The following is a 23,165-nucleotide window of genomic DNA, read 5'->3' on the forward strand; positions in this document are numbered from 1 at the left end:
GATTGTCGCATGTCATGATGGGTGCATGAACCACGGCGACAAGCGCAGGGCCGACAACGACGTGACCGAATCCGAGGTGTCGCCCGGTGTCGACCCCACCGAGCACCAGGCTCTGCTCGCCGAACGGCAGGAATTGCGCACCAGGATCGAGAAGGTCGAGCACACCCGCACACGCGCGACGTTCGTCGGTCTGGTCGTCGGTGCCGTCATCACGATCCTGCTGCTCGTGTTCATCCTGCAGAATCTCGAATCGCAACGCATCGACGTGCTGTTCTGGGAGGTCAATCTGCCTGTCGGCGTGAGTCTGCTGATCGCCGCGATCGCGGGCGCGCTGATCGTCGCAATGGCCGGCGGCGCCCGCATGTTCCAGCTCAACAGGGCGTTGAAGAAGGCCAAGAACGCCACCGACTGACGCGATGACGAGTCAACCCGTCACGCGTCGACCTGCAGTATCGCCACACGCGCCGGAGTCGGTCGGGTCACCGTGTATCGCCGGATCGGCGGACGCAACGAGATCCTGACCGCGGTGCTGCTGCGAGAGGCGTCACGGCTGTTCGCCGACGTGCGCGCCGCTGCCGACGCCGCGGAGACCTACGCGGACAGGGTCGTCACAGAAGTGCGGTCAGCACAGCCCAGACGATGAACGCTGATGGAAGCAGCGAATCGAGTCGATCCATGATGCCGCCGTGTCCGGGCAGCAGAGTACCCATGTCCTTGATGCCCAGATCGCGCTTGATCTGGGACTCGACCAGATCGCCGAGGGTCGCGCACACCACCAGAACCGGTCCGAGAATCAGGCCTATCCACCACTGGCTGTCGAGGAGCAGGACGACACAGCCGATCGCTCCCGCCGTCCCGACAAGCAACGACCCGACGAGGCCCTCCCACGACTTCTTCGGACTGATCGCGGGTGCCATCGGATGCTTACCGAACAAGACCCCTGCGGCGTAGCCCCCGACGTCGGAGCAGACGACGACCACCATCAGCGTGGCCACACGCGCGGCGCCGTGATCCTGGACCACCATCATCGCGCCGAACGACGCGAGCAACGGCAACCAAGCCAGCACCAACACACTCGCCGAGAGGTTCTTCAGATAGTTCACCGGTGCGTGATTGATGCCCTGAGCCAGCAACATCCACACCATCAGAACCAGAAGCGTGCCCACGAACGCCACGAGCACTCCGGTCGTCCCCCAGGGCCAACTCGACCAGATGATCGCCTGCCCACCGACGAGCAGCGGTATCAGCGCGACGTCGTAGCCGCCGTCGTGCAGGCGTTTGGTGACCTCCCAGGTGGCTATCGCGAAGGCGACGGCGACGACCACATACCAGAGCTTGGGCGCGAACAGCAGGATCAGGATGATCCCGATGCCGAGTGAGAATCCGACGCCCAGCGCGGCGGGCAGGTCTCGTCCGGCACGGGACTTCTTCTGCTCCGCCGGTGCCGGGCGTTCCGGTGTCGAATCGTCCGACGCGGGATCGTTGGACATGGCTTGTGCGCGTTCCTCGCTCACACCTCGAGCAATTCCGATTCCTTGTGCTTGACCAGTTCGTCGACCTGGTGCACGTAACCGGCGGTGGTCTTGTCGAGTTCCTTCTCGGCGCGCGACACCTCGTCCTCGCCCGCCTCGCCGTCCTTCTGGATGCGCTTGAGTTCGTCGACTGCCTTGCGTCGGATGTTGCGGATCGCGACCTTGGCGTCCTCACCCTTGCCCTTGGCCTGCTTGACGAGATCCTTGCGGCGGTCTTCGGTCAGTTGCGGGATGGCAACGCGAATGAGGTTTCCGTCGTTCGTCGGATTCACACCGAGATCGGAATTGCGGATCGCGGTCTCGATGTCACGGAGGTTCGACGGCTCGTAAGGCTTGATGACGACCAGTCGGGCTTCGGGCGTCGTGATGGACGCGACCTGGGTGATGGGGGTCAGGGCGCCGTAGTACTCGATGTGGATCTTGTTGAACATCGACGGGTTGGCGCGGCCGGTCCGGATGGACCCCATGTCCTCGCGCGCCACGCCGACAGCCTTCTCCATCTTCTCCTCGGCGTCGAACATTGCGTCGTCAATCATGTCGGTTCCTGGTCCTCGTCGTCGTGCCGGTTCTCGTCGATTGCTTCTCGCGCTGTCGGTTGCTGCTCGCAACATCGCGTACTCATGGGATCGGGCCGCTCCCCGGCTGGTCGGCCCTCGCCCAGGTCTTCTACGTGCTCACCAGTGTGCCGATGCGCTCGCCCGCGACGGCCCGCGCGATGTTTCCCTCTTCCAACAGATTGAACACCAGCATCGGCATCTTGTTGTCCATACAGAGGCTGAAAGCCGTCGCGTCCGCCACTTTGAGCTCTTTGTCGAGCACTTCGCGGTGGGTGACCTCTCGATACAGCGTGGCATCGGGATTGGTTCGCGGGTCGTCACTGTAAACGCCGTCGACCGCCTTGGCCATGAGCACCACCTCCGCCTTGATCTCCAGCGCTCGCTGAGCGGCCGTGGTGTCGGTGGAGAAGTAGGGCATTCCCATGCCCGCGCCGAAGATCACGACGCGCCCCTTCTCGAGGTGGCGCTGGGCGCGCAACGGAAGGTACGGCTCGGCGACCTGTCCCATCGTGATGGCCGTTTGCACACGGGTGTTGATACCGCGCTTCTCCAGGAAGTCCTGGAGAGCCAGACAGTTCATCACCGTCCCGAGCATGCCCATGTAGTCCGATCGTGCACGATCGAGGCCACGTTGCTGCAGTTCTGCTCCGCGGAAGAAATTACCGCCGCCGATGACCACCGCCACCTGCACTCCCGAGTTCACCACCTCGGCGATCTGGTCTGCGACAGTGCTCAGGACATCGGGGTCGAGGCCGACCTGACCGCCCCCGAACATCTCGCCACCGAGCTTGAGCAGTACGCGGTGGTAGCCCTTACGTGCGGGCTCGGGGGAATCGGGGGTTTCGCTCATCAACATCCTCACTCGTCGGTTCGCCTCGTCCATCTTATGGGGAGGCCGCCCTCGTCGTGATCGAGGTTGCCGATCCACGTGTCACTCCGACGCCACCTGACCACGGCCCCGCTCTGCGCAGTGGGCCACGCCTCACAGGGGTCGGGGCCGATGGCACAGTTCAGCGACGGCGGACATCGACGAACAGACTCCGCAACGCCGGTCTGTCGTCGAGCACGGGATACGACCGCTGCAGGCTGTGGGTGCCGTCGCCCTCCATCGCGAATGTGACCAGGGGGCTGCCGGAATCCGGGACCGACACCCGGGACAGGAATGTCGCGACGATCTGCCGCGACATGGGGCCGAGTTGGTGGAGCGGGCGATTGCGATGCATCCGCCATCCGAGGTTGACCTGACCGATGGCGTCGACCCCGTGCTCTGCGAGCGTGTCGAGCAGAATCCCGATCTCGACGCCGTATCCGGGAGCGAACGGTATCGACGTCAGCAACTCCCGGCTACCGGCGTACTCGCCGGCCAGTGGCTGGATCAACCCGCACAATTGCGGACACAGTGCCGCGATCAACGGCCGCACGGTCAGTTCGGTGACCCGTCCGCCACCCGACGGATCGACACCGTCGACCCCCATCAGTGGGCGCCGGTAGTAGCCCTTCACGAGACGCAACTCCGGCGTGGTGAGCAACGGGCCGACCAGTTTGGGCACGTAGGTGGGATCCGGATCGACGAGGTCGCTGTCGACGAACGCGACGATGTCACCGGTCGTCGTCGCCAACGATCGCCACAGCACCTCCCCCTTGCCCTCAACGACAGGCACACCGTCGAGGGCCGACTCGCGCGACTCGACCCTCGCCCCCGCGGCACGTGCGACCCCGATGGTCGCGTCGGTGGACCCGGAATCGACGACGACCAGCTCGTCGACCAGCGTGCCGACCAGGGGCATGATGCTCTCGACGACCCGGCCAACGGTCCGCTCCTCGTTCAGGGCGGGCAGCACGACCGAGACCGTCGTGTTCCCGTTCCTCTTTGCCGTGAGAAGATCCTCGATCCTGAAGTCAGGTCTTTCCCAGGTGTTCGACTCCAACCAGGTGGCCGAACCCTGCGACGCCGAAATCGTCATCGATGCCTGATGTCCCTCGGCAGCGCAGGTCTGCCCGGTCGGATGTCGTTGACTCATTTCCGCAATGCCGCCTTGAACTGCGGCCACGCACGGTGCAGTTCGTCCTGCCAGTAGGGCCACGCGTGCGTGCCGCCCTGATAGAAGTGGAATGTCGCAGGCACACCCATGTCCCGCATGCGACGCGCAAGGTTCCGGGAACATTGATCGGTCGCCGTCTCGATGGCCGCGCCGACAGCGATCTGCTCGGCGAGTTTCTCCCCGCTCCCGTCGATCCCGGGTCCGTCGATCGTGTCGTAGCGACCGGGCATCCCCGAGCCGTTCGAGACATACACCGACTTGCCGCGGAACTTCTCCACGTGCAGATACGGATCATTCTCGCGCCAGGACGGCGCGGTCGGCGGCCCCCACATGTTCACCGTGTTCCCACCACCACGCCCCTCGACGACCAACCGCACCGCCGCCTGACCCGCGGGATCGCTGGTCTGCGCGCAACCGCTGAACGATCCCAGCGCCCGGTACAGCGTCGGGGCGTGCAACGACAGTTGAAACACCGACGTGCCCGCCATGGAGATGCCGGCAATGGCGTTGCGCCCGTTGCCACCGAAACGTTCGTCGATGACCGACGGCAGTTCGGCGGTCAGGAACGTCGCCCATTTCTGCACGCCCAGCTTCGCGTCCGGGCGCAGCCAGTCGGTGAAGTAGCTTGCGGCACCGCCCATGGGCACAACGACATTCACGTCTTCGTGTGCGAAGAACGTACGGATGTCTGTCTGATCGAACCAACTGCTGCCACCGTCACCGCCTGCGGCGCCGTTGAGCAGGTACAGCGTGGGGGCAGCCGTGCCGGAACGAGCCGGTATCACCTTCACAGGCACGGCGCGTCGCATCGCGGGCGAGGCCACTTCGAGGTCGATCTCGTTGGGCGCCAAGACGTTCTGAGCAACAATCCGCGTCTCCTCCGGACCGGCCAGCGCTTCCGGTACCGCTACGACGCCGCCGCCGAACACACACGCCGCCGCTGCGATCGCCACGAGTCCCGCGCGCCACACGCCTGTCTCGAACGTCAACCGACGACGGACGCGCGCATCGGCAAAGCAGATTGCAGACTTCACTCGACTCCCCCACTTCATCTGTGTGTCACGATGTCGATCCCCGCCCCGGCCGACACACCGTCGCGCCCTACCACCGAAGGGACGTGGCCGAGCACGGCCCTATGCGTTGCGACCCCACCGTCGCCATCCTTGGAAATCGGGAAATCATTGAGCCGCACGACCACATAGGAGCCCGATGCGGGCAGTGTGCCGTACCCGATATCCAATTGTCCACCGGTTACACAAACGTGGAAAAGTTGATCTTTTGACCCATTTCTGCAGCCGACCACTACTGATGAAGTTGGTCCATCGACCCACTTTCACACCTATTGAAATACGCGACTCCTGGTCATTTGATCCACTTCGATTCGTTTGGTGGTCAACAGATTTCGCGTGTCGTCGACCCCACACTTTCGTCGCTGTCGACAATTGCCGCAATTGCGTTGTTGCGGTAGCGTCGCTGAAATATTGCGTGACGTGACGCTTACCGTCGTGGCGTGAGGGGAAATCGGGGGATGCACTCATCGACCACCAGACAGAATTGAGGTTGTATCGATGGTGAATTTCGGGCTGATCGACGAATGGCAGCCACGCGCCGGCCGAGTGACGAGTTGGACGCTGTCGCCCGAGGCGATTGCCACGGGAGCGAAAGCACCCCTCCATCCGGTTCCGCCGTCGCATCAACAGGAGGAGTACCTTCACGCGGCACTGCGCAACGAATCCGCGGGTTTTCGCTTCTCACGACTCTGCTTGGAAGCCTTCGACTTTCAGAGCCCGCTCGATCCTGACGCATTCGCGCGCGCGGTGACGACATTCCTGCGCCGCCACGATACCTATCTCTCCTGGTTCTCGGTCGAAGCAGACGGCACCATCGCGCGACACGTCGTCGACCCCGACATCGTCGAATTGTCGTCGACCGAGCACGGTGACATCGCGAACCCCGCCGACATCAGAACCCTGGTGTCCGACAACACTCCCGGTCCGTTCGCATGGAACTGTTTCACTTTCGGAGCAATCGAATGGGACGGCGGCTTCACTTTGTACGCCGCGGTCGACCATCTCAATACCGACGGTATTTCACAGGCGCTGACCTGCGTCGAATTGATCACCCTTTACTCCAACGAGGCATTCGGACTCGACAACCCTGTTCCCGAGATCGGCAGTTACCTTCGCTATTGCGAACACGAGCGCTCGGTCTCGCGAGAACTGACACCCGAGTCGAACGAGGTGCGCCGGTGGATCGAACTGATTCGCAACAATGGCGGCGAACTGCCCCATTTCCCCCTGCCGCTCGGCACGGACTCCGAGGGCTACACGCGCAGTGGACATGTGACCGAGAGCGTGTTCGACGAAGCCGCCGCGCAGAGGTTCGAGAAGACCTGCAAGGAGAACGGTGCCAACATGACCGCGGGACTTCTCGCGGTGGCTGCGATCGCGTATTGCGAATTCACCGGCGAGGCAGAGTATCTCGCGATGACACCCAAGAGCACACGGGCCGCGGGGCGCGAGTTGAACTCGGTCGGATGGTTCACCAGTTTGATTCCCGTTCCGATCAGGGTGGGTCCGGCTGCAACCTTCACCGACATCGCCACCGTGGCCGGCCGGAGCTACACGAAAGGCAAAGAACTCACCGACGTCTCGCTGCACCGGGTGGCACAGTTGGTCGGCAACGACGACGGCATCGACATCCCGGTGGGCTGGACCGTTCCCATGTTCTCCTACATCGACGTCCGTAAGCTGCCCGGGGTCGACCTTTTCGACGCCATCAACGGCTGCCTCTACGGCAATCGCGGCAGCAGCGAGGAAGTATTCATGTGGGTCAACAGATTCACCGACCACACCTCGATGAGCTTCCTGTTTCCGGACACCGACGAGGGCCGCGACTCACTCGCCCTGTACGCCGAGAAGGTCAAACACATCATGCGGATCGTGGCCGACCAGGGCGATTATCAGCCGCAGTTTTCGCACGCGAACTGACCGGACGTAGCCTCATGGCGGCCAACACCACGCCGGTGGTGTCCCCGAGCAAGTCGGCCGACACGTCGCCCCGTGCTGCATGGCTTGCACTGGCGGGATGTCTGCTCGGACTTTTCATGCAGATGCTCGACACCACGATCGTCAACATCGCACTTCCCGACCTGACCGTCGACCTCGGTGCCTCGACCTCCGAGCAGCTGTTCGTGCTCAGCGTCTACACCCTGGCTTTCGCGTGCACACTGTTGACGGCAGCGACGCTCGGTGGACGGCTCGGGCGGCGTCGGCTCTTCATCGTTGCGATGGTCGCCTTCACTGTCACGTCGGTCTTGTGTGGGCTGGCACGCAGCCCCCTCGAGTTGATCATCTGCCGCGGCGCGCAGGGGATGAGTGCGGCGCTGATGTCTGCGCAGACGCTCGCGCTCATCGCCGCGCTGTTCCCCAAGTCGCGGCACGGGATGGTGTTCGGAATCTACGGTGCCGTCGCGGGATTGGCCGCGATGCTCGGACCGGTGCTCGGAGGACTTCTGGTGACCGGCGACCTGTTCGGCTGGGGATGGCGTTCGATCTTCTTCGTCAACGTCCCGATCGGCGTGCTCGCCTGTGTACTCGCGGCGCGGCGGCTTCCCCGGATGCGCGACGAGTCCTCGCCCCGACTCGATCTCGTCGGAGTTGCCCTGTCGACCGCAGGCCTCTTCCTTCTGCTCTATCCGCTGGCGGTGGGCCGTGAGCAGGGTTGGCCACCGCGCCTGTGGGTGATGATGGGTGCGGCGATCATCCTGTTGGGCTTATTCGTCGTGGCGGAACATCGACTGCTCCGTCACGGCGGCGCCCCACTGCTGCGACTCGACCTCTTCGCGTCGCGACGCTTCTCGGTGGGCCTGATGCTGTCGATGCTGTTCTTCAGCGTGTTCGCCGGATTCTTCTTCACCGTCTCCGTGGCAACGCAGTTCGGGCTAGGCTACTCGGCGTTACGCACCGGTCTGCTCGCCCTGCCATTCGCGCTGGGGGCCGCAACCGGTTCGGTGGCCTCGCCGCTCGTCGTCCGTCGACTCGGCCCCTCGCTCACGCTGGGCATCGGCGTCGCAGTTCTGTCGGCTGGTCTGGCCTGGCTGGCCGCGACACTCGCACCCGAGACCGCGTCGCTGTCGGTGCCGGCCGTGATCACCCCACTGGTCGTCGGCGGCATCGGCACAGGCTTCTTCATCGCGCCACTGCAGACAGCGATCCTGTCGGACACGAACGAGAACACCATCGGTTCGGCGTCGGGCTGTGTGCCGACAGTCCAACAGATAGGCGCGTCGATCGGACTGGCCGTGGTCACCATCTTCTTCTTCGGACAGGTGGCGGCCCAGTCGGCGGATGCGGTGCCTGCGGCTCGCACGAACTTGTCGGCCGCGCTCGAGCACACTGCGGTCGATCCGATGTTCCGCGGCGCGGTGGTCGATCGTTTCGCCGATTGCGCATCGGCTCAGTTGACCTCAGCGCATCCGGAGCGCCCGCTGCCGGGATGCTCGACGTCGAGCTCGGCTCAGCAAGGCGTCGCGGCCACGGTCGCCCGCCAGGCGGCACCCGAACTCAAAGTGGCCGGTCGACGCGTGGCCGCGCAGAGTTTCGTCGGAGCTTTTCGGGCGACCCTCTGGGTGCTCGCGATCCTCGGGGGTGTGATCGCCGTGCTGTCACTCGCGCTCGGACGTCGCCCAACGGACTGAACACGATCACGAAACACCGATGCCCGCATCCGGATTCGGATGCGGGCATCGGTTGTCATGCGCGCCGATGGCTCGGCGCGGTCGTGTCAGGACTGACCGACCTCGAAGCGGGTGAACGCCTTGACGCTGGCACCGGCCTCGTCGAGGACGTCCTTGACGGTCTTCTTGGAATCCTTCACGAACGGCTGGTCGATGAGGACCGAGTCCTTGAAGAATCCCGTGAGGCGACCTTCGACGATCTTCGGCAGAGCCTTCTCCGGCTTGCCTTCGGCCTTGGCGGTCTCCTCGGCGATACGACGCTCGTTCTCGACGACGTCGGCGGGAACCTCGTCGCGGGTGGCGTAACGCGCCTTGAGGGCCGCGACCTGCTGTGCAGCGTTGCGAGCAGCCTCGGCGGCGGCGTCGCCATCGCCCTCGTAGGACACGAGCACGCCGACAGCAGGCGGGAGGTCGGACGCACGCTTGTGCAGGTACACGGCGACGGGGCCGTCGTAGTAGACGACGCGACGCAGTTCGAGCTTCTCGCCGATCTTGGCCGAGAGGGCCTGCACGGCATCGGCGACGGTGCCGTCGCCGAGCTTGGCGGCCTTGAGCTCTTCGACGTCGCTCGTCTTGGCAGCGGTGGCCGCGTCGAGAACCTGATCGGCGAGCTCCTGGAAGTCGGCGTTCTTCGCGACGAAGTCGGTCTCGGAGTTGAGCTCGATCATCGCGCCGCCCTTCGCGGCGACGAGGCCCTCGGCGGTGGAGCGCTCAGCGCGCTTGCCCACGTCCTTGGCGCCCTTGATGCGGAGTTCCTCGACGGCCTTGTCGAAATCGCCGTCGTTGTTCTCCAGAGCCTTCTTGCAATCCAGCATTCCTGAGCCGGTGAGCTCGCGGAGACGCTTCACATCGGCTGCGGTGTAGTTCGCCATCGTTGGCGAGCCTCCTTCACGTGGTGTCAAAAGGTGCGGGTGCCCGCAAGACCCGGGTCGAGTCTCGCGAGCACCCGCCGGTGGCTATCTGCTACGCGCCTCAGGCGGTAGCGGGCGGCTCGGTCGCGACGGGAGCCTCGGCAGCAACCTCGCCTGCCGGTGCGGCAGCCTGGGTCAGCAGCTCCTGCTCCCACTCGGCGAGCGGCTCGCCTGCAGCGGCGTCGGGCTTGGCATCCGAAGAGGCCTGACCGGCGCGGGCCTGGACACCCTCGGCGACCGCCGAGGCGACCACGCGGGTGAGCAGTGCAGCGCTGCGGATCGCGTCGTCGTTACCCGGGATCGGGTAGTCGACGAGGTCGGGATCGCAGTTGGTGTCGAGGATCGCGATGACCGGGATGTTGAGCTTGCGTGCCTCTCCGACAGCGATGTGCTCCTTGTTGGTGTCCACCACCCAAATGGCAGAAGGCACCTTGGCCATATCCCGGATACCGCCGAGTGTCCGCTCGAGCTTGTTCTTCTCGCGGGTCAGCATCAGGATTTCCTTCTTGGTGCGACCCTCGAAACCGCCGGTCTGCTCCATCGTCTCGAGTTCCTTGAGACGCTGCAGACGCTTGTGGACGGTCTGGAAGTTGGTGAGCATGCCACCGAGCCAGCGCTGGTTGACATACGGCATGCCGACGCGGGTGGCCTCGGCGGCGATCGACTCCTGAGCCTGCTTCTTGGTGCCGACGAAGAGGATGGTGCCACCGTGGGCGACCGTCTCCTTGACGAACTCGTAGGCCTTGTCGATGTAGGTCAGCGTCTGCTGCAGGTCGATGATGTAGATGCCGTTGCGGTCGGTGAAGATGAATCGCTTCATCTTCGGGTTCCAACGGCGGGTCTGGTGCCCGAAGTGTGCGCCGCTGTCAAGCAGCTGCTTCATGGTTACGACAGCCATGAGTCTTCTATCCTTTGTGTGCAGTTGACATCGCCACCGGGGTGATGACGATCCTGGCGCCCGCCTCGCGCGGACCCGGTTGTCCGGGACCGCCCGCGCGAGGGATGCGGCTGCCGCACGCGACCTCGGTCGGTGCGACGCAACCTGATGCAGGCGCGCGAAGTCACCTCATCCGCAGATGAGATGCCCTACCAGCCTACGCCGCCCCAGCTCAGAACCCAAAACGCCGGTCGGTCGCCACCACCGTCACCTCGGTGGAGCTTTTCGGGCTGTGCGTGCGTCAGATCTTCATGCACCGCCAGACCTCGCCCGAGCACGCCGAGAACGCACACGTCCCAGACAGCTCCCCGATCGTGCGGCGCCTCGTCGTCCTCCTCGCCGACATCGCGCTGACCAGCGCCCTCCTGCTCGGAGTTCCCGCCGTCGTCGACGCGCGCACGGCGAAATACGGCGCGCCGCTCGCACCGAGACCGACGGTGGTCACCGGTTTCGACGCACCTGATCAACGATGGCACGCGGGTCACCGCGGCGTCGATCTCGCCGTCGAGACCGGCGCACCGGTGCTCGCCGCCGGCGACGGGGTGGTCCGGTTCGCGGGGCAGGTCGGCGGCAAATCGACGGTGTCGGTCCAGCATCCCGACGGTCTGATCACGACGTACGAACCGGTCCGGCCGAGCGTTCGGCGCGGCGACCGAGTCGACCGCGGAACACCGATCGGAACGGCCCTTGCAGGGCACGCCGGCTGCCCTGTGGCTGCGTGTGTGCACTGGGGCGCCCGGCGCGGAGCGGGACGGACCGCCGCATACGTGGATCCACTCGGACTGCTCGGCGCGGCACGTGTTCGACTCAAACCTCTCGACGGGTGAGCACATGTCGACCAGACGAGAGGGACCGTCAGGCCCGTGGGTGTGCCTGGCGATGCGCCGCACGTAGACGTTCGACGCTGACGTGCGTGTACAGCTGTGTGGTCGCCAGTGACGCGTGGCCGAGGAGTTCCTGCACCACACGCAGATCCGCGCCGCCCTCGAGGAGGTGTGTGGCCGCCGAATGTCGGAGACCGTGCGGCCCCATCGACGGGCCGCCCGCGGCGTCGACGGCGCGATGGACGACAGACCGTGCCATCCGTTGATCGAGGCGGCCCCCACGCGCGCCGAGCAGCAGCGCATCTCCGGAACGATCCGTCGCAAGCGACGGTCGACCGTCGCGCAGCCACCGTGCTACGGCCTTGGCTGCCGGTGCTCCGTAGGGCACCGTCCGCTCCTTGTCGCCCTTACCGATCACGCGGACCACCCGGCGGCCCTGCTCGATATCGGCGATGTCCAGTCCACACAACTCCCCTACACGAATCCCGGTGGCGTACAACAGTTCCACGATCACGACGTCGCGAAGCACGATCGGGGCGACACTGTCGGGGGTGTCCGACGATACGTCGGAGTCCGTCGGCACGTCCTCGTCACCCGAGGAGCGGCGGACGCGGCCCGCCGCACTGATCGCGGCGGCCGCCTCGTCCGGCGCCAAGATCGGTGGCAGGGTGCGGTGCGCCTTGGGCGCCTGCAGCCGCGTCGACGGGTCGTTGTCGAAGATTTGTTCGCGAAGTGCCCACGCGCAGAAGGTCTTCGCGGACGACACCTGCCGTGCGACGGTGGTGCGCGCCGCTCCGCGGCGCGTGTGTTCGGCGAGCCAGGAACGCAGCAGGGGCAGGTCGATGTCGCCCACCTGAACCCCCCGGGCGCCGGCGAAGGCGACGAGCCCGCGCACGTCGGAGACATAGGCGCGGATGGTGTGCTCGCTACGTCCACGCTCGTGGCGCAGATAGTCGGCGAAGTCGTCGAGCACGGAGGCGGTCATAGATCAACAACAGCGAACGCCGCCAGCGTTCGCAACCGCACACGCGCGTCGTTGTCGGATCGTCGCCTCGGCGCCGATACGCAGCGTACGAATCAGCGGCGGCTACGAGCCCGAGACAGCCTCCCGGCCACCCGACCGGCCGTCGCTCTTCAACCGGCGACGCCCGCGGACTCCTCCGTCGCGCGCAGTTCGGACTTCCACTGTCGGAACCCCTCTTCGGTGCGCCCGCGCCGCCAGTAACCCGAGATCGATGCGTTCGCAGCGCTCACGCCGCGCTCCTTGCGTACGTAGCTGCGCAGGTTGTGCATCACCGCCTGCGCCTCGCCGTGGATGAACACGTGGGGTTCACCGTCGAGCCACTCGGTTTCGCGCACGGCGCCGATCAGCGGCGCGTTGTCGCCCGCGACGTCGTCGGACACCTCGCCTGCAGGACCACCGCGGTGGACCCACGTGACCTGCACCCCGGCGGGCACGTTCAACGGAACCTCGTCGTCGGGTCCGGCGACCTCGATGAACGCTTTCGCTATCGCATCCGCGGGCAGCGCCTCGAGCGCCGCCGCCAACGCGGGCAGGCCCGCTTCATCCGAGGCCAGGAGATGCCAGGGAGCGTCGGAGTCAGGACGGTAACCACTGCCCGGTCCGAGGAAGTTCACCGCGGACCCGGGTGCCACGGTTGCAGCCCACGGGCCTGCGATCCCCTCGTCACCGTGCACGACGAAGTCGATCGCGATCTCGCGCTCGTCCTCGTCGACCGAACGGATCGTGTAGGTACGCAGCACGGGCTGTTGTTCGGGCGGCAGTGACCGCGACGCCCGCGGATCGAAATCGTCCGGGAAGTCGACGCCCGCGGGCATGAAGATGAGTTTCACGTACATATCGGTGTCACGGTCGGATCGCGGGGGCAGCGCCGCCGCGAAGTCGTCGAAGCCGTCTCCACCGAGATAGAGCCTCACCATGTGGGGTGTGATCTGCTCGCGTCGGAGCACCGTCATCGAATTCACGCGCTTTGCCATGGAACCTCCTAATGAAACCCAGCATACGCCTCAAATTAGGGTGACCTAAACCGAGAGTCGCCATCCTGCGCCGTCCGCCGCGATCAGACCTGCGATCTCCAGACCTGCCAGTGCGGCGCGGACGATCCCGAGGTCGAGGCCCGCAGCGAACGAGATCTCCGCGGTCGTCGCACTGCCCTGTCCCGGAATCGCGTCGTGAACCCGCTTTTCGTCGTCCGTGAGTGTGTCGGTCGGCCGATCCCGACCGCGGCCGGGATCACCCCCGCCATCCGGTATCGCAAGGGTGATGACCGATGCCGCGTCGGTCACGAGCGTGCCGAGTCCGTCGGCGATCAGCCGGTGACACCCCACCGACGTCGCCGATGTGACCGGTCCCGGTACGGCTCCCACGGGCCGATCGATCATGCGGGCCCATGCCGCGGTGTTCGCCGCACCCGACCTCTTGCCCGCCTCGACGACGACAGTCGCCGACGACAACGCTGCCACCAGCCGGTTTCGCGTCAGGAATCGGTGCCGCGCGGCAGTTGTGCCCGGGGCGTACTCGGAGACCACCGCGCCACGACCGGCGATCTCGGCGAGCAGCCTGGCGTGTCCTGCCGGATAGTCGCGATCGATCCCGCAGGCCAACACTGCCAGCGTCACACCCCCCGACGCCAGCGCGGCACGATGAGCCGCCCCGTCGACGCCGTAGGCGCCGCCCGACACCACGGCCCACCCCTGCGCGCACAGTTCGCTTGCGAGTCGTCCGGTGACGTGTTCGCCGTACGACGACGCCGCACGCGACCCGACCAGCGCGATCGACGCCGCGGCAACGTCGTCGAGGCGTGCGGGTCCACGCACCCACAGCGCGATCGGTTCGTCCCCGTGCGCCGATGCGTCGATTCTCGTCAGCGGCAACAGTGACCACGCCGGCCATTCGGCGTCATTCGGGGTCAGCAGCCGGGCGCCGAGCGCATCGGCCTTCTCCAGGTCCTGCGCCGGAGTGCATTTGTCGGCTCGTGCAGTGGTCGGCCCGAGCACCGCCTCGTGGCCTGCCGGTACTCGACGAGTACGAATGGCGTCGGCTGCCGCGGCCGCACCGACGTCGTCGACGAGCCGACGGATCGCGGTACACGGCGGCTCGGCAACAGCGCTGAGGTAGGCCCACGCGCGCAACTCGGTATCGTCGTGCCGGGTGTCGGCGTACACGGTCATCGGTATCCCCCTCGGTCTCGGTACAGCAGCGCCTGAGCGACATCGGTTTCGGTCGGGACGTCGCCGCCGCGAAGGTCGGTCAACGTCCACGCGACGCGGAGGGCGCGATCGACCCCGCGCGTGGTCACACGCCCCTCCCGAACGCACATCTCGACGGGGCGGAGGGCCTTGGGTGGAAGCCGAAACTGTTGTCGCAGTGCGGAACCGGGCACCTCGGAGTTCGTGCGCCAACCGTGATCGCGCCACCGCTCGATCGCGGCCCCGCGTGCAGCGGTGACCCTGAGCCGGATATCGGCACTCGATTCCCCCGCAGCCATCGTCAGCGCCGTGTTTCCCGGTGGTTCCATCAGCACCCGCAGATCCACACGATCCATCAGTGGTCCGGACAGCTTTCCGAGGTAGCGCCGCCGGACCACCGCGCTGCAGACACAGTCGACGTCGTGGACCGGCGCGCACGGACAGGGGTTGGCTGCGAGGAGCAGTTGGAAACGCGCCGGATAGGCAGCCACCCCGTCGCGTCGACTGATCCGCACCTCTCCCTCTTCGAGGGGTTGCCGAAGGGAATCGAGGACTTTGGGGCCCATTTCGGCACATTCGTCGAGAAACAAGATGCCGCGATGTGCCAGCGACACCGCGCCGGGACGCGCCATACCCGTTCCGCCGCCGATCAACGCCGTCGTCGACGTGCTGTGGTGGGGCGCGACGAACGGCGGCGCGGTGATCAACGGCTGACCGGGACGCAGCCGCCCGGCGATCGAATGCAAGGCGGTCACCTCCAACGACTCCTCCGCGTCGAGCGGCGGGAGAATGCCGGGCAGCCGCCGCGCCAACATCGTCTTCCCGATGCCCGGAGGTCCGGTCATCATCACGTGATGCGAACCGGCGGCGGCGATTTCGAGTACGTGGCGAGCCTCGCTCTGGCCGACCACGTCGGCCATGTCGGCGACCGGGTCGGCGGGTACAGCGCGCATCTCGCACACCGTGTCCAGCACACACTCCCCCTTCAGCCATCGCGCCACCTCCGACAAGGAATGCGCGCCCCCGACCTCGATGTCGCTCACCAGCGTCGCCTCACCCACCGATTCGATGGGCACAACCGCACGGGCGAATCCCGCGTTACGTGCCTCGATCACGGCGGGCAACACACCGCGAACCGGACGCAACCTGCCATCCAGCGCGAGTTCGCCCAGAAAGACCGTGGTGCCCAACGCCGACGTCGGAACCGCCTCGGTCGCAGCAAGTATCGACACGGCAAGGGCCAAATCATGTCCCGAGCCACTCTTGGGCATCTCGGCGGGTGCCAGATTCACCGTGACCTTCTTCTCCGGGAACTTCTCCCCCGAATTCGCCACGGCGGCACGCACGCGATCACGAGCCTCACGCAGAGAGGAATCGACGTTTCCGGACAGGGAGAATCCCGGCAGTCCCGAGCTGAGAGAGGCCTGCACCTCGACAATCCCCGCCTTGAAGGCGTTCAGGCCAACGGAATGGGAGCGTCCCAACGACATCGCGCGCCCTATTCGAACACACCGCGGTGATGACGCAGCGCGGCGAGTTCGGTGCGTTCGGGATGGTGGGGATCGAGCTGAACGGAGACGACGTCGACCCTGATGGTCGGCCAGAACGCGTCCTGATCGGCCAACCACAGTCGGGTCAACCGTCGGATCCGCGAGAGCTTGTCGGCGGTGACCGCTTCGGCAGGGTCACCGAGTACTCGGCTGGCCCTGGTCTTGACCTCGACGATGACCAGCGCCGACTCCTGACCGTCGCGGTCCGTGGCGATCATGTCGAGCTCGCCGTAGCGGCATCGCCAATTCCGTTCGAGCACAGACCAACCCAGACCGGCAACGTACTCGGCGGCGAGGTCTTCACCCAACCGTCCGATCAATGCCCGCCGATCCGGACGCCGCGCAGAAACACACGAGATTGTGGAATACCCGTGGAGCCGCGATGTTCGACGAGCGCTCGTCACCCGATCAGGCCATCACCGCCTGTCGGACAGCCTCGTCGCCGTCACCGAGAAGTGGCCGCCCGCGTCTCACGGCTCGTCGGGAAGCCGCAATTCCGGCTTTTCGAGCTCTTCGATGTTGACATCCTTGAACGTGATGACGCGGACCTGCTTGACAAAGCGCGCCGGCCGGTACATGTCCCATACCCACGCGTCGCTCATGCGGAGTTCGAAGTACACCTCGCCGTCGGTGTTACGCGGGACCATCTCCACCGCGTTGGCCAGGTAGAAACGCCGCTCGGTCTCCACCACGTAGGTGAACTGGCCGACGATGTCCTTGTACTCGCGGTACAGGGACAACTCCATCTCGGTTTCGTACTTCTCGAGATCCTCAGCGCTCATCGTGCAAGCCTATCGCGGTCGTGGTGGAGCAGGTCGGTCTGGAGTGATCGTCGAACACCTCACGCGGTGTCGCCCTCCACACGACGCCTGGCGGCGACGTTGCGGTAGGACATCCGGTGCTGATGCGACGGTCCGTGGGCGTCGAGGCGTGCCATGTGATGAGCGGTGCTGTAGCCCTTGTGGATGGCGAAGTCGTAGCCGGGCACCTCGTCGTCCATCGCCACCATGATGCGGTCTCGCGTGACCTTCGCGAGGATGCTGGCAGCGGCGATGCACGCAGCTGCGCCGTCACCACCGATCACGGGAAGCGACGGGGCCGTCAGACCCGGAACCGCGAAACCGTCGGACAGCACGTATCCGGGCGTGACGTCGAGTCGGGCGACGGCGCGACGCATCCCTTCGATGTTCGCGACATGGATGCCGATCCGGTCGATCTCGTCGGCCTCGATGATCACGACCGACCAGCTCGCCGCGTATCGGGTGACGGCGCGGTAGAGCGTCTCCCTTGTTGCCTCCGAGAGCCGTTTGGAGTCGTCGAGTTCTGCCAGAGACGCGAGTTGGGTGGGCTTGAGGACGCACGCCGCGACAACCAGCGGGCCCGCGCACGCTCCTCGACCTGCTTCGTCTACACCCGCAACAGGTCCTAATCCGCCACGGTGCAACGCGAACTCGAACGTCCGCAGCCCTGCTGCCCGGCGAACGGGAGATCTCGGCGGCCACGAGCCCACGACACCACGACCTGTCACTGCTGCGGGTTGACCGAGCCGACACCACCGATCCGTGACACGGGATAGATGATGAAACGCACCTTGCCGCGAATGTCGGACACCGGAACGGTGCCGTGGAGTTCGTCGGTGATGTGATAGCGGGAATCCGCCGAGTACTCGCGGTTGTCACCCATCACCCACACGTTGCCCTTGGGCACGGTGATCGGACCGAAATCCGGACCATAACAGCTGGTCACCTGATTGTCGGGCTCACCCGATTGCCCGGTTGCGACGTCGCGCGACTGCAGACTCTTGTCGATGTAGGGCTCGGTCAGCGCCTTGCCGTCGACCTTGACTCCGACGCCGTCCGCGTTGCGACACTCGACGGTCTGGCCGCCGGTCGCGATGACTCGTTTGACCAGGTCATTCTCGTCCGGGGGCGCGAAGCCGAACCACGACAGGCCGTCCTGCAGTGCATGCACGACGGTGTTGGACGAGCGTGGTGACTCCCAGTCGCCGTCCCACGACGCGGTCGGCGCACGGAAGACGACGACATCACCGGGCTGGGGATCGCCGAAGCGATACGCCAGCTTGTCGATCACGATGCGGTCGTTGGTGCAGCCCTGGCAGCCGATGAGCGTTGATTCCATCGATTCCGACGGGATCACGTATTGCCTTCCGATGAAGGTCTGCAGAATCCAGGTCACCAACAGCACGCACGCGATGATGATGATCGTCTCGCGCAACCACGACCCGCGCTTGCGCTTGGGCTCGTCCTCGTCGTCCTTGGTTCGCCAGGGCCGCGCCTGCGGGTCCTCGGAATCTGCAGCGACGTCGGGTTTCTCCGTCGAACGTGAATTGGCGTCGTCTGCGTCGGAGTGATGTGCCGCGCCGTGTTCAGATGCCACGTCGTCAGGGTAGACGCGTCAGCGCTTTTCCTTGATCTTGGCTGCCTTACCGCGCAGATCGCGCAGGTAGTAGAGCTTCGCACGGCGGACGTCGCCGCGGGTGAGGACATCGATCTTCGCGATGTTGGGGCTGTGCACCGGGAAGGTGCGCTCCACGCCGACACCGAACGACACCTTGCGAACGGTGAAGGTCTCGCGGATACCGCCACCCTGACGACGGATGACGACACCCTTGAAGACCTGGACGCGCTCCTTGGAGCCTTCGATGACCTTGACGTGCACGTCGAGGGTGTCGCCGGGGCCGAACTCGGGGATGTCGTCGCGCAGCGACTGCTTGTCGAGGAAGTCGAGGGTGTTCATGTGTCGTTGTTCCTTAATGTGGCTACTGGTGAACAGAGGAACCTGGCGGCCCACGCCACGTGCGTCGGTGTTCCGACGGGTGCGGCGTATGGTTCGAACCGGTTCGTGCTCCGAGTCATGCCCGTGACGTCGATCGACGGTCTCAGGCAACCCGTCCATTGTGCCAGAGCACCTGGCGGGAAGTGAAATCGCGCGGAGCACGCGGCGTCCGATCCTCGGTCGGACGCGTTCACGTCCGCGACTGCGGCGGTGACAGCACCTCGACACCCTCCGCGATCAGCACCGATGCGATTCCCTGCGGCGTCGGGTCAGCGGTCGCCACCATCCTCGGTGTCACCCCGGAGCGGACCATCTCGGCCACGACCGCATACTCCGGCGGGCCGCCGTCGCCGGCGAGGAGCTCGCTCGGCACCATCGCAAAGCCTGGTCGCTGATACGGCTGTGGGTCACTGGTCGCGACAACACGGACGGGCTCGCCGTTCTCGTCGACGCCGACTCCGATGGCCACGCGCATCCACTCGGAGAACGGGTACGGGAGCGACGCCTGGAGGACAGCCGCGCGGTCGATCAACGCCGCCGGGTCGATGTCGACGGTGAGAGCGCGTTCTGCGACTCCCTGAGGACTGTGCAGCAGTGCCGCACCCAAGGGCATCCCTGCCGCTCCGAGACCGGCCAATCCTGCCATCGGCATCATGCCACCGGTCGCAGACGGTGGTGCGGCCTGCGTTGCCTCGCGGTCGGTCACGTCGCCTGCCTCGTGGGCCCGCTCCGTGTACTCGTCACCCGCCGCAGACAGGGCGTAACGACCGGCGCCGGCAGCTGCGACGCGGGCGGAGTCGTCGCCGAGCGCTGCGGCCACCGAGCCCGCGAGCCGGTCGCGATCGGCAATCGATGCGAGCACAGTCATCTCGGAGCGCGCGTCAGCGGTCGCGGTTGCGAACGCCTCGAGCGATCCGGCGAGCGCGGTGAAGCGCTCGGCCGTGGCGCGCATCCCGTCGGCGTCCGTCGTCACAACTGCGAGCGCTCGGGTCAGCGCGTCGTGAAACCGCCCCGAGCCATCACGATCTCGTCGGGCCGAGTCGACGGCGTCGGCGAGGTCGCGAAGGTCCTCTCCGAGTGCGCGGAGCCGACGGCCGCAGTCCAATAATGTCGCGTCGTCCGCCGTCGGCCAGCATCCCGGCACCAGTGCCTCGGCGAGGGTGCGGAGCTCGTCGGTCGGCGATGTCGTCGCTGCCGAGTTCGCGTTGGTCATGTGACTTCGGGGCCTGTCCGCTCGTCGGTGTCGGCACGTCCGCGTGCAGCGAGTTCCCGGTCGGTGTCGACGATCTGCTCGGCGCCGCGGCGGGCACGGTCGACGATCGTGTCGAGAGCGCTCGACGCGGTGTCGACGCCGCGCACGCACTCGACAGCGATCGGACGTGCTCCCGACCGGAAGGCCTCGGCCTGCACACCTTCACCGACGGCGCGGTCGGCAACGGCACACACCGTGACGAGTTCGTCGCGGAGCGCATGGAGCTGATCGGCGACCCGGCTCAACCGTCCGAGCACATCGCTGTGGAACCGCGCGTCGAGCCGCATCGTGGCAGAACCCTCCTCGGGGGCTTCCCGGCCATCGGCCGAACCGCTCACCGGCGGACCTCGTCAGCACGGGTGCGACCGTCATACCCGTCACGCCGTACGTCTGCGTATCCCGGCCGCATCTCGGACACGCTGCGCAACAGTCGTTCCCGTTGCTCGCACAGTTCCGCGTCGGCACGCCTGGCGAGCTCGACGATCGATACAGACAATTGTTCGGCACGGTAATGCCGCAGTGCGGCGGGGCGAATGTCGACATCGCGGATGAGCCCCCGCGACCCGACGGTCACACTGATCAGTCGGTCCGGCGTGGTGGCCTGCGCGGTCAGCCGATCGAGTTCGCCGGTCACTCTTGCCAATTCGACGCGTTGGCGCTCGAGGTCGTCGAGCATTCGTGTCCACCTGTCCGGCACAACGGCCCCTCCCCACGACGTATGGGCAGATCATAGCCGTCCCGGCACGGTCACACGTCGACTCGACGCAGGCCTGTGGACAACGGTTGCGCGGCCACCGGTGTCGTCGAGCGACCCCCCAGGTTCACTCGGGCTGTGTCGATGAATCCGCGAGCAGGTCGGGCCGACGCTCGCGCGTGCGCTGCAGCGACTGTTCGTGACGCCACTTCTCCACCCTCGCGTGATCACCGCTGAGCAGCACAGGCGGGACCTCGAGTCCACGCCACTGCACCGGTCTGGTGTAACTCGGCCCTTCGAGCAGGCCGTCGGAGAACGAATCCTCCTCGTGTGAGCGCGGATTGCCGAGCACGCCGTCGATGAGGCGCACTGTCGCCTCGATCATCGCCATCGCGGCCACTTCCCCACCGATCAGCACGAAGTCGCCCAGCGAGACCTCCTCGACGCGGACACGACGTGCCGCGTCGTCGAAGACACGCTGATCGATTCCCTCGTACCGACCGCACGCGAAGACCAGGTGCTTCTCTCGGCTGTACCGTTCGGCGGTCTCCTGCCGAAACGGCACACCCGCGGGAGTCGGCACCACCAGGAGCGCGTCGTCGGGACAGACGTCGTCGAGACATGGGCCCCAGACCTCGGGCTTCATCACCATGCCGGGGCCGCCGCCATACGGCGAGTCGTCGACCGCACGGTGGACATCGTGCGTCCAGTCACGCAGATCGTGCACGTCGACCTCGATGGCCCCCTTGTCGATCGCCTTGCCCAGCAAGGCGATTCGCAGTGGGTCGAGGTACTCGGGAAAGATCGAGACCACATCGATGCGCATCGGGCCTAGGCGTGCGACAGCCGGGGCGACGGTGTGCGCTGTCGTGGGTTCGCTGTGTTGTGGATCGCTCATGACTCGTCGTCGATCAGCCCGTCCGGCGGATCGATCACGATGCCGTCGACACCGACCGTCGGCACGATCTCGCGGACAAACGGCACGAGTACCTCCGACCCCGACGGCGTCGTCACTGCGAGCACGTCGTTCGCGGGGAGGTGCAGGATCGCACTGAGCACCCCGACTTCGACACCGTCGACGGTCGTGACCGCGACGCCCTCGAGTTCGTGGTCATAGAACTCGTCGGGGTCGTCACCAGAGTCGACGTCGGCGCTGTCGATGAGAAACAGCGTGCCACGCAACGCATCTGCGGCAGTGCGGTCGGACACCTCGGCCAACGACAGCAACAGCCGCCCGGCATGCTGCCGGGCGGCTGTCACCGTGTAGTTCTTCTCGTTGCCTCCACGGCCCGGCCGTCCACGTACGACGGTGCCGACTGCAAATCGTTCCTCGGGAACGTCAGTACGGACGTCGACGACGACTTCACCGCGGATTCCGTGCGATTTCGCGACACGGCCGACCACGAGGTCCATCGTGGGAGCCGGTTCAGCGGTCGGTGTCGACGATGTCGACCCGGACGCCTCGGCCACCGATCCCGGAGACCAGGGTGCGCAGGGCGGTGGCCGTACGGCCGTTGCGACCGATGACCTTTCCCAGGTCCTCCGGATTGACGTGCACCTCGACCAGACGACCGCGGCGACCCGTGATCAGCTCGACGCGCACGTCGTCGGGGTTGGCGACGATCCCGCGGACGAGATGCTCGACCGCGTCGGCGACGACAGCGCTCACGCCTCGTCCTTGGCGTCAGCGGCGGGAGCCTCGTCGGCGGCAGGAGCCTCGTCGGCCTTCTTCGCGGCCTTCTTCTTGGGGGTGATCGCCTCGGCGACCGGCGCACTGTCGGCGGCTGCGAGTGCCGCGTTGAACAGGTCGAGCTTCGACGTCTTCGGCTCGGCGACCTTCAGCGTGCCCTCGGCACCCGGCAGACCCTTGTACTTCTGCCAGTCACCGGTGATCTTGAGGATCGCTGCGACGGGCTCGGTCGGCTGCGCGCCGACTCCCAGCCAGTACTGCGCGCGCTCGGAATCGACCTCGATGAGGCTCGGCTCTTCCTTGGGGTGGTACTTGCCGATGGTCTCGATCACGCGGCCGTTGCGGCGGGTCCGCGAGTCGGCAACGACGATGCGGTACTGAGGGTTGCGGATCTTGCCGAGCCGCGTGAGCTTGATCTTGACAGCCATGGTG

28 protein-coding genes are annotated in these 23,165 nt (G+C 66.0%); 5 read left to right on the forward strand and 23 right to left on the reverse strand.

Annotated elements, in window-relative coordinates; genetic code table 11:
- Nucleotides 1-25 precede the first annotated feature (25 nt).
- Together LK459_RS00185 and LK459_RS00190 are read left to right on the forward strand one after the other, a co-directional pair.
- Nucleotides 26-412 (forward strand): LapA family protein, encoded by a 387-nt coding sequence (locus LK459_RS00185; RefSeq protein ID WP_007238529.1) that lies wholly within the window; start codon nt 26-28, stop codon nt 410-412.
- A 72-nt stretch (nt 413-484) separates the two neighbouring features.
- Nucleotides 485-643: a hypothetical protein gene (locus LK459_RS00190; RefSeq protein WP_227921068.1), complete on the forward strand. Its 159-nt coding sequence runs from the start codon at nt 485-487 to the stop codon at nt 641-643.
- Here LK459_RS00190 and LK459_RS00195 read toward each other — a convergent pair.
- The 5 genes from LK459_RS00195 to LK459_RS00215 form a co-directional block, all read right to left on the reverse strand.
- Entirely contained in the window at nt 609-1,490 is an 882-nt protein-coding gene (locus tag LK459_RS00195; RefSeq protein WP_227921070.1) for a phosphatidate cytidylyltransferase, read from the reverse strand. The genes LK459_RS00190 and LK459_RS00195 overlap by 35 nt on opposite strands.
- Nucleotides 1,491-1,510: 20 nt before the next feature.
- Nucleotides 1,511-2,068, reverse strand: a complete 558-nt coding sequence (gene frr, locus LK459_RS00200; RefSeq protein WP_007238531.1) for a ribosome recycling factor — start codon at nt 2,066-2,068, stop codon at nt 1,511-1,513.
- A gap of 130 nt (nt 2,069-2,198) precedes the next feature.
- On the reverse strand, nt 2,199-2,939 hold the full coding sequence (gene pyrH, locus LK459_RS00205) for a UMP kinase (RefSeq protein ID WP_227921071.1): 741 nt from the start codon (nt 2,937-2,939) through the stop codon (nt 2,199-2,201).
- Between the two features lie 160 nt (nt 2,940-3,099).
- Entirely contained in the window at nt 3,100-4,053 is a 954-nt protein-coding gene (locus LK459_RS00210; protein ID WP_227923994.1) for a glucosyl-3-phosphoglycerate synthase, read from the reverse strand.
- 53 nt (nt 4,054-4,106) lie between these two features.
- Complete coding sequence (locus LK459_RS00215) at nt 4,107-5,183, reverse strand: alpha/beta hydrolase (protein WP_407648684.1); 1,077 nt, start codon at nt 5,181-5,183, stop codon at nt 4,107-4,109.
- A 516-nt stretch (nt 5,184-5,699) separates the two neighbouring features.
- On the opposite strand from LK459_RS00215, the gene LK459_RS00220 reads away from it, so the two are divergent.
- Both LK459_RS00220 and LK459_RS00225 read left to right on the forward strand, forming a co-directional pair.
- Nucleotides 5,700-7,121, forward strand: coding sequence for a condensation domain-containing protein (locus tag LK459_RS00220; protein ID WP_227921073.1), 1,422 nt, complete (start codon nt 5,700-5,702; stop codon nt 7,119-7,121).
- Nucleotides 7,122-7,135: 14 nt separating this feature from the next.
- Nucleotides 7,136-8,830, forward strand: coding sequence for a DHA2 family efflux MFS transporter permease subunit (locus tag LK459_RS00225; RefSeq protein ID WP_227921075.1), 1,695 nt, complete (start codon nt 7,136-7,138; stop codon nt 8,828-8,830).
- An 86-nt stretch (nt 8,831-8,916) separates the two neighbouring features.
- Here LK459_RS00225 and tsf read toward each other — a convergent pair whose 3' ends face one another.
- Both tsf and rpsB read right to left on the reverse strand, forming a co-directional pair.
- A complete protein-coding gene (gene tsf / locus LK459_RS00230; RefSeq protein WP_227921076.1) occupies nt 8,917-9,741 on the reverse strand; it encodes a translation elongation factor Ts in 825 nt (274 codons plus the stop codon).
- A gap of 100 nt (nt 9,742-9,841) precedes the next feature.
- Nucleotides 9,842-10,678, reverse strand: coding sequence for a 30S ribosomal protein S2 (rpsB, locus tag LK459_RS00235; protein WP_007238539.1), 837 nt, complete (start codon nt 10,676-10,678; stop codon nt 9,842-9,844).
- Between the two features lie 275 nt (nt 10,679-10,953).
- Here rpsB and LK459_RS00240 point away from each other — a divergent pair, with 275 nt between their 5' ends.
- The gene (locus LK459_RS00240; RefSeq protein ID WP_407648830.1) at nt 10,954-11,544 is read left to right on the forward strand and encodes a M23 family metallopeptidase; all 591 of its coding nucleotides are present in this window, start codon (nt 10,954-10,956) and stop codon (nt 11,542-11,544) included.
- A 28-nt stretch (nt 11,545-11,572) separates the two neighbouring features.
- Here the strand turns inward: LK459_RS00240 and LK459_RS00245 are convergent, their stop codons facing one another.
- The 16 genes from LK459_RS00245 to rpsP all read right to left on the reverse strand — a co-directional run bounded on the left by LK459_RS00245 (nt 11,573) and on the right by rpsP (nt 23,161).
- On the reverse strand, nt 11,573-12,526 hold the full coding sequence (locus LK459_RS00245) for a tyrosine recombinase XerC (RefSeq protein WP_227921077.1): 954 nt from the start codon (nt 12,524-12,526) through the stop codon (nt 11,573-11,575).
- Nucleotides 12,527-12,675: 149 nt separating this feature from the next.
- Nucleotides 12,676-13,539 carry a siderophore-interacting protein gene (locus LK459_RS00250; RefSeq protein ID WP_227921079.1) on the reverse strand — a complete coding sequence of 288 codons (864 nt, stop codon included), beginning with the start codon at nt 13,537-13,539 and terminating at the stop codon, nt 12,676-12,678.
- A gap of 45 nt (nt 13,540-13,584) precedes the next feature.
- Complete coding sequence (gene dprA, locus LK459_RS00255) at nt 13,585-14,733, reverse strand: DNA-processing protein DprA (protein ID WP_227921081.1); 1,149 nt, start codon at nt 14,731-14,733, stop codon at nt 13,585-13,587.
- Complete coding sequence (locus LK459_RS00260) at nt 14,730-16,241, reverse strand: YifB family Mg chelatase-like AAA ATPase (protein ID WP_227921082.1); 1,512 nt, start codon at nt 16,239-16,241, stop codon at nt 14,730-14,732. The genes dprA and LK459_RS00260 overlap by 4 nt, the downstream gene beginning before the upstream one ends.
- Before the next feature lie 8 nt (nt 16,242-16,249).
- Complete coding sequence (locus LK459_RS00265; protein WP_265416852.1) at nt 16,250-16,621, reverse strand: YraN family protein; 372 nt, start codon at nt 16,619-16,621, stop codon at nt 16,250-16,252.
- A gap of 150 nt (nt 16,622-16,771) precedes the next feature.
- Nucleotides 16,772-17,083 carry a DUF2469 domain-containing protein gene (locus LK459_RS00270; protein WP_005176689.1) on the reverse strand — a complete coding sequence of 104 codons (312 nt, stop codon included), beginning with the start codon at nt 17,081-17,083 and terminating at the stop codon, nt 16,772-16,774.
- Nucleotides 17,084-17,142: 59 nt separating this feature from the next.
- A complete protein-coding gene (locus LK459_RS00275; RefSeq protein WP_227921084.1) occupies nt 17,143-17,811 on the reverse strand; it encodes a ribonuclease HII in 669 nt (222 codons plus the stop codon).
- A gap of 14 nt (nt 17,812-17,825) precedes the next feature.
- Nucleotides 17,826-18,698 (reverse strand): signal peptidase I, encoded by an 873-nt coding sequence (gene lepB / locus LK459_RS00280; protein ID WP_227921085.1) that lies wholly within the window; start codon nt 18,696-18,698, stop codon nt 17,826-17,828.
- An 18-nt stretch (nt 18,699-18,716) separates the two neighbouring features.
- On the reverse strand, nt 18,717-19,058 hold the full coding sequence (rplS, locus tag LK459_RS00285) for a 50S ribosomal protein L19 (protein ID WP_007238548.1): 342 nt from the start codon (nt 19,056-19,058) through the stop codon (nt 18,717-18,719).
- Between the two features lie 229 nt (nt 19,059-19,287).
- Nucleotides 19,288-20,310 (reverse strand): hypothetical protein, encoded by a 1,023-nt coding sequence (locus LK459_RS00290; RefSeq protein ID WP_227921087.1) that lies wholly within the window; start codon nt 20,308-20,310, stop codon nt 19,288-19,290.
- Nucleotides 20,307-20,687 (reverse strand): hypothetical protein, encoded by a 381-nt coding sequence (locus LK459_RS00295; RefSeq protein WP_227921089.1) that lies wholly within the window; start codon nt 20,685-20,687, stop codon nt 20,307-20,309. Before LK459_RS00295 ends, LK459_RS00290 begins: the two co-directional genes overlap by 4 nt.
- Entirely contained in the window at nt 20,684-21,025 is a 342-nt protein-coding gene (locus LK459_RS00300; RefSeq protein WP_227921090.1) for a YbaB/EbfC family nucleoid-associated protein, read from the reverse strand. The genes LK459_RS00295 and LK459_RS00300 overlap by 4 nt, the downstream gene beginning before the upstream one ends.
- Before the next feature lie 145 nt (nt 21,026-21,170).
- Entirely contained in the window at nt 21,171-21,869 is a 699-nt protein-coding gene (gene trmD, locus LK459_RS00305) for a tRNA (guanosine(37)-N1)-methyltransferase TrmD (protein WP_227924000.1), read from the reverse strand.
- Nucleotides 21,870-21,937: 68 nt separating this feature from the next.
- Entirely contained in the window at nt 21,938-22,456 is a 519-nt protein-coding gene (gene rimM / locus LK459_RS00310) for a ribosome maturation factor RimM (RefSeq protein ID WP_227921096.1), read from the reverse strand.
- A 13-nt stretch (nt 22,457-22,469) separates the two neighbouring features.
- The gene (locus LK459_RS00315; protein WP_005176668.1) at nt 22,470-22,712 is read right to left on the reverse strand and encodes an RNA-binding protein; all 243 of its coding nucleotides are present in this window, start codon (nt 22,710-22,712) and stop codon (nt 22,470-22,472) included.
- On the reverse strand, nt 22,709-23,161 hold the full coding sequence (gene rpsP / locus LK459_RS00320) for a 30S ribosomal protein S16 (protein ID WP_039993096.1): 453 nt from the start codon (nt 23,159-23,161) through the stop codon (nt 22,709-22,711). Before rpsP ends, LK459_RS00315 begins: the two co-directional genes overlap by 4 nt.
- Nucleotides 23,162-23,165 lie beyond the last annotated feature (4 nt).

This window comes from Gordonia otitidis (genome assembly GCF_020735545.1).
Taxonomy (GTDB): domain Bacteria; phylum Actinomycetota; class Actinomycetes; order Mycobacteriales; family Mycobacteriaceae; genus Gordonia; species Gordonia otitidis.

What these genes read in the sequence shown, in the direction of transcription:
- LK459_RS00225 (WP_227921075.1), top strand. Translation starts at nt 7,136, where the DNA reads ATGGCGGCCAACACCACGCCGGTGGTGTCCCCGAGCAAGTCGGCCGAC.
- frr (WP_007238531.1), bottom strand. Translation starts at nt 2,068, where the DNA reads ATGATTGACGACGCAATGTTCGACGCCGAGGAGAAGATGGAGAAGGCT.
- LK459_RS00220 (WP_227921073.1), top strand. Translation starts at nt 5,700, where the DNA reads ATGGTGAATTTCGGGCTGATCGACGAATGGCAGCCACGCGCCGGCCGA.
- trmD (WP_227924000.1), bottom strand. Translation starts at nt 21,869, where the DNA reads ATGCGCATCGATGTGGTCTCGATCTTTCCCGAGTACCTCGACCCACTG.
- LK459_RS00270 (WP_005176689.1), bottom strand. Translation starts at nt 17,083, where the DNA reads ATGAGCGCTGAGGATCTCGAGAAGTACGAAACCGAGATGGAGTTGTCC.
- LK459_RS00195 (WP_227921070.1), bottom strand. Translation starts at nt 1,490, where the DNA reads ATGTCCAACGATCCCGCGTCGGACGATTCGACACCGGAACGCCCGGCA.
- rplS (WP_007238548.1), bottom strand. Translation starts at nt 19,058, where the DNA reads ATGAACACCCTCGACTTCCTCGACAAGCAGTCGCTGCGCGACGACATC.
- LK459_RS00185 (WP_007238529.1), top strand. Translation starts at nt 26, where the DNA reads ATGAACCACGGCGACAAGCGCAGGGCCGACAACGACGTGACCGAATCC.
- rpsP (WP_039993096.1), bottom strand. Translation starts at nt 23,161, where the DNA reads ATGGCTGTCAAGATCAAGCTCACGCGGCTCGGCAAGATCCGCAACCCT.
- rpsB (WP_007238539.1), bottom strand. Translation starts at nt 10,678, where the DNA reads ATGGCTGTCGTAACCATGAAGCAGCTGCTTGACAGCGGCGCACACTTC.
- pyrH (WP_227921071.1), bottom strand. Translation starts at nt 2,939, where the DNA reads ATGAGCGAAACCCCCGATTCCCCCGAGCCCGCACGTAAGGGCTACCAC.
- tsf (WP_227921076.1), bottom strand. Translation starts at nt 9,741, where the DNA reads ATGGCGAACTACACCGCAGCCGATGTGAAGCGTCTCCGCGAGCTCACC.
- LK459_RS00210 (WP_227923994.1), bottom strand. Translation starts at nt 4,053, where the DNA reads ATGACGATTTCGGCGTCGCAGGGTTCGGCCACCTGGTTGGAGTCGAAC.
- LK459_RS00300 (WP_227921090.1), bottom strand. Translation starts at nt 21,025, where the DNA reads ATGCTCGACGACCTCGAGCGCCAACGCGTCGAATTGGCAAGAGTGACC.
- LK459_RS00290 (WP_227921087.1), bottom strand. Translation starts at nt 20,310, where the DNA reads ATGACCAACGCGAACTCGGCAGCGACGACATCGCCGACCGACGAGCTC.
- LK459_RS00260 (WP_227921082.1), bottom strand. Translation starts at nt 16,241, where the DNA reads ATGTCGTTGGGACGCTCCCATTCCGTTGGCCTGAACGCCTTCAAGGCG.
- LK459_RS00250 (WP_227921079.1), bottom strand. Translation starts at nt 13,539, where the DNA reads ATGGCAAAGCGCGTGAATTCGATGACGGTGCTCCGACGCGAGCAGATC.
- LK459_RS00245 (WP_227921077.1), bottom strand. Translation starts at nt 12,526, where the DNA reads ATGACCGCCTCCGTGCTCGACGACTTCGCCGACTATCTGCGCCACGAG.
- LK459_RS00215 (WP_407648684.1), bottom strand. Translation starts at nt 5,183, where the DNA reads ATGAAGTGGGGGAGTCGAGTGAAGTCTGCAATCTGCTTTGCCGATGCG.
- dprA (WP_227921081.1), bottom strand. Translation starts at nt 14,733, where the DNA reads ATGACCGTGTACGCCGACACCCGGCACGACGATACCGAGTTGCGCGCG.
- rimM (WP_227921096.1), bottom strand. Translation starts at nt 22,456, where the DNA reads ATGGACCTCGTGGTCGGCCGTGTCGCGAAATCGCACGGAATCCGCGGT.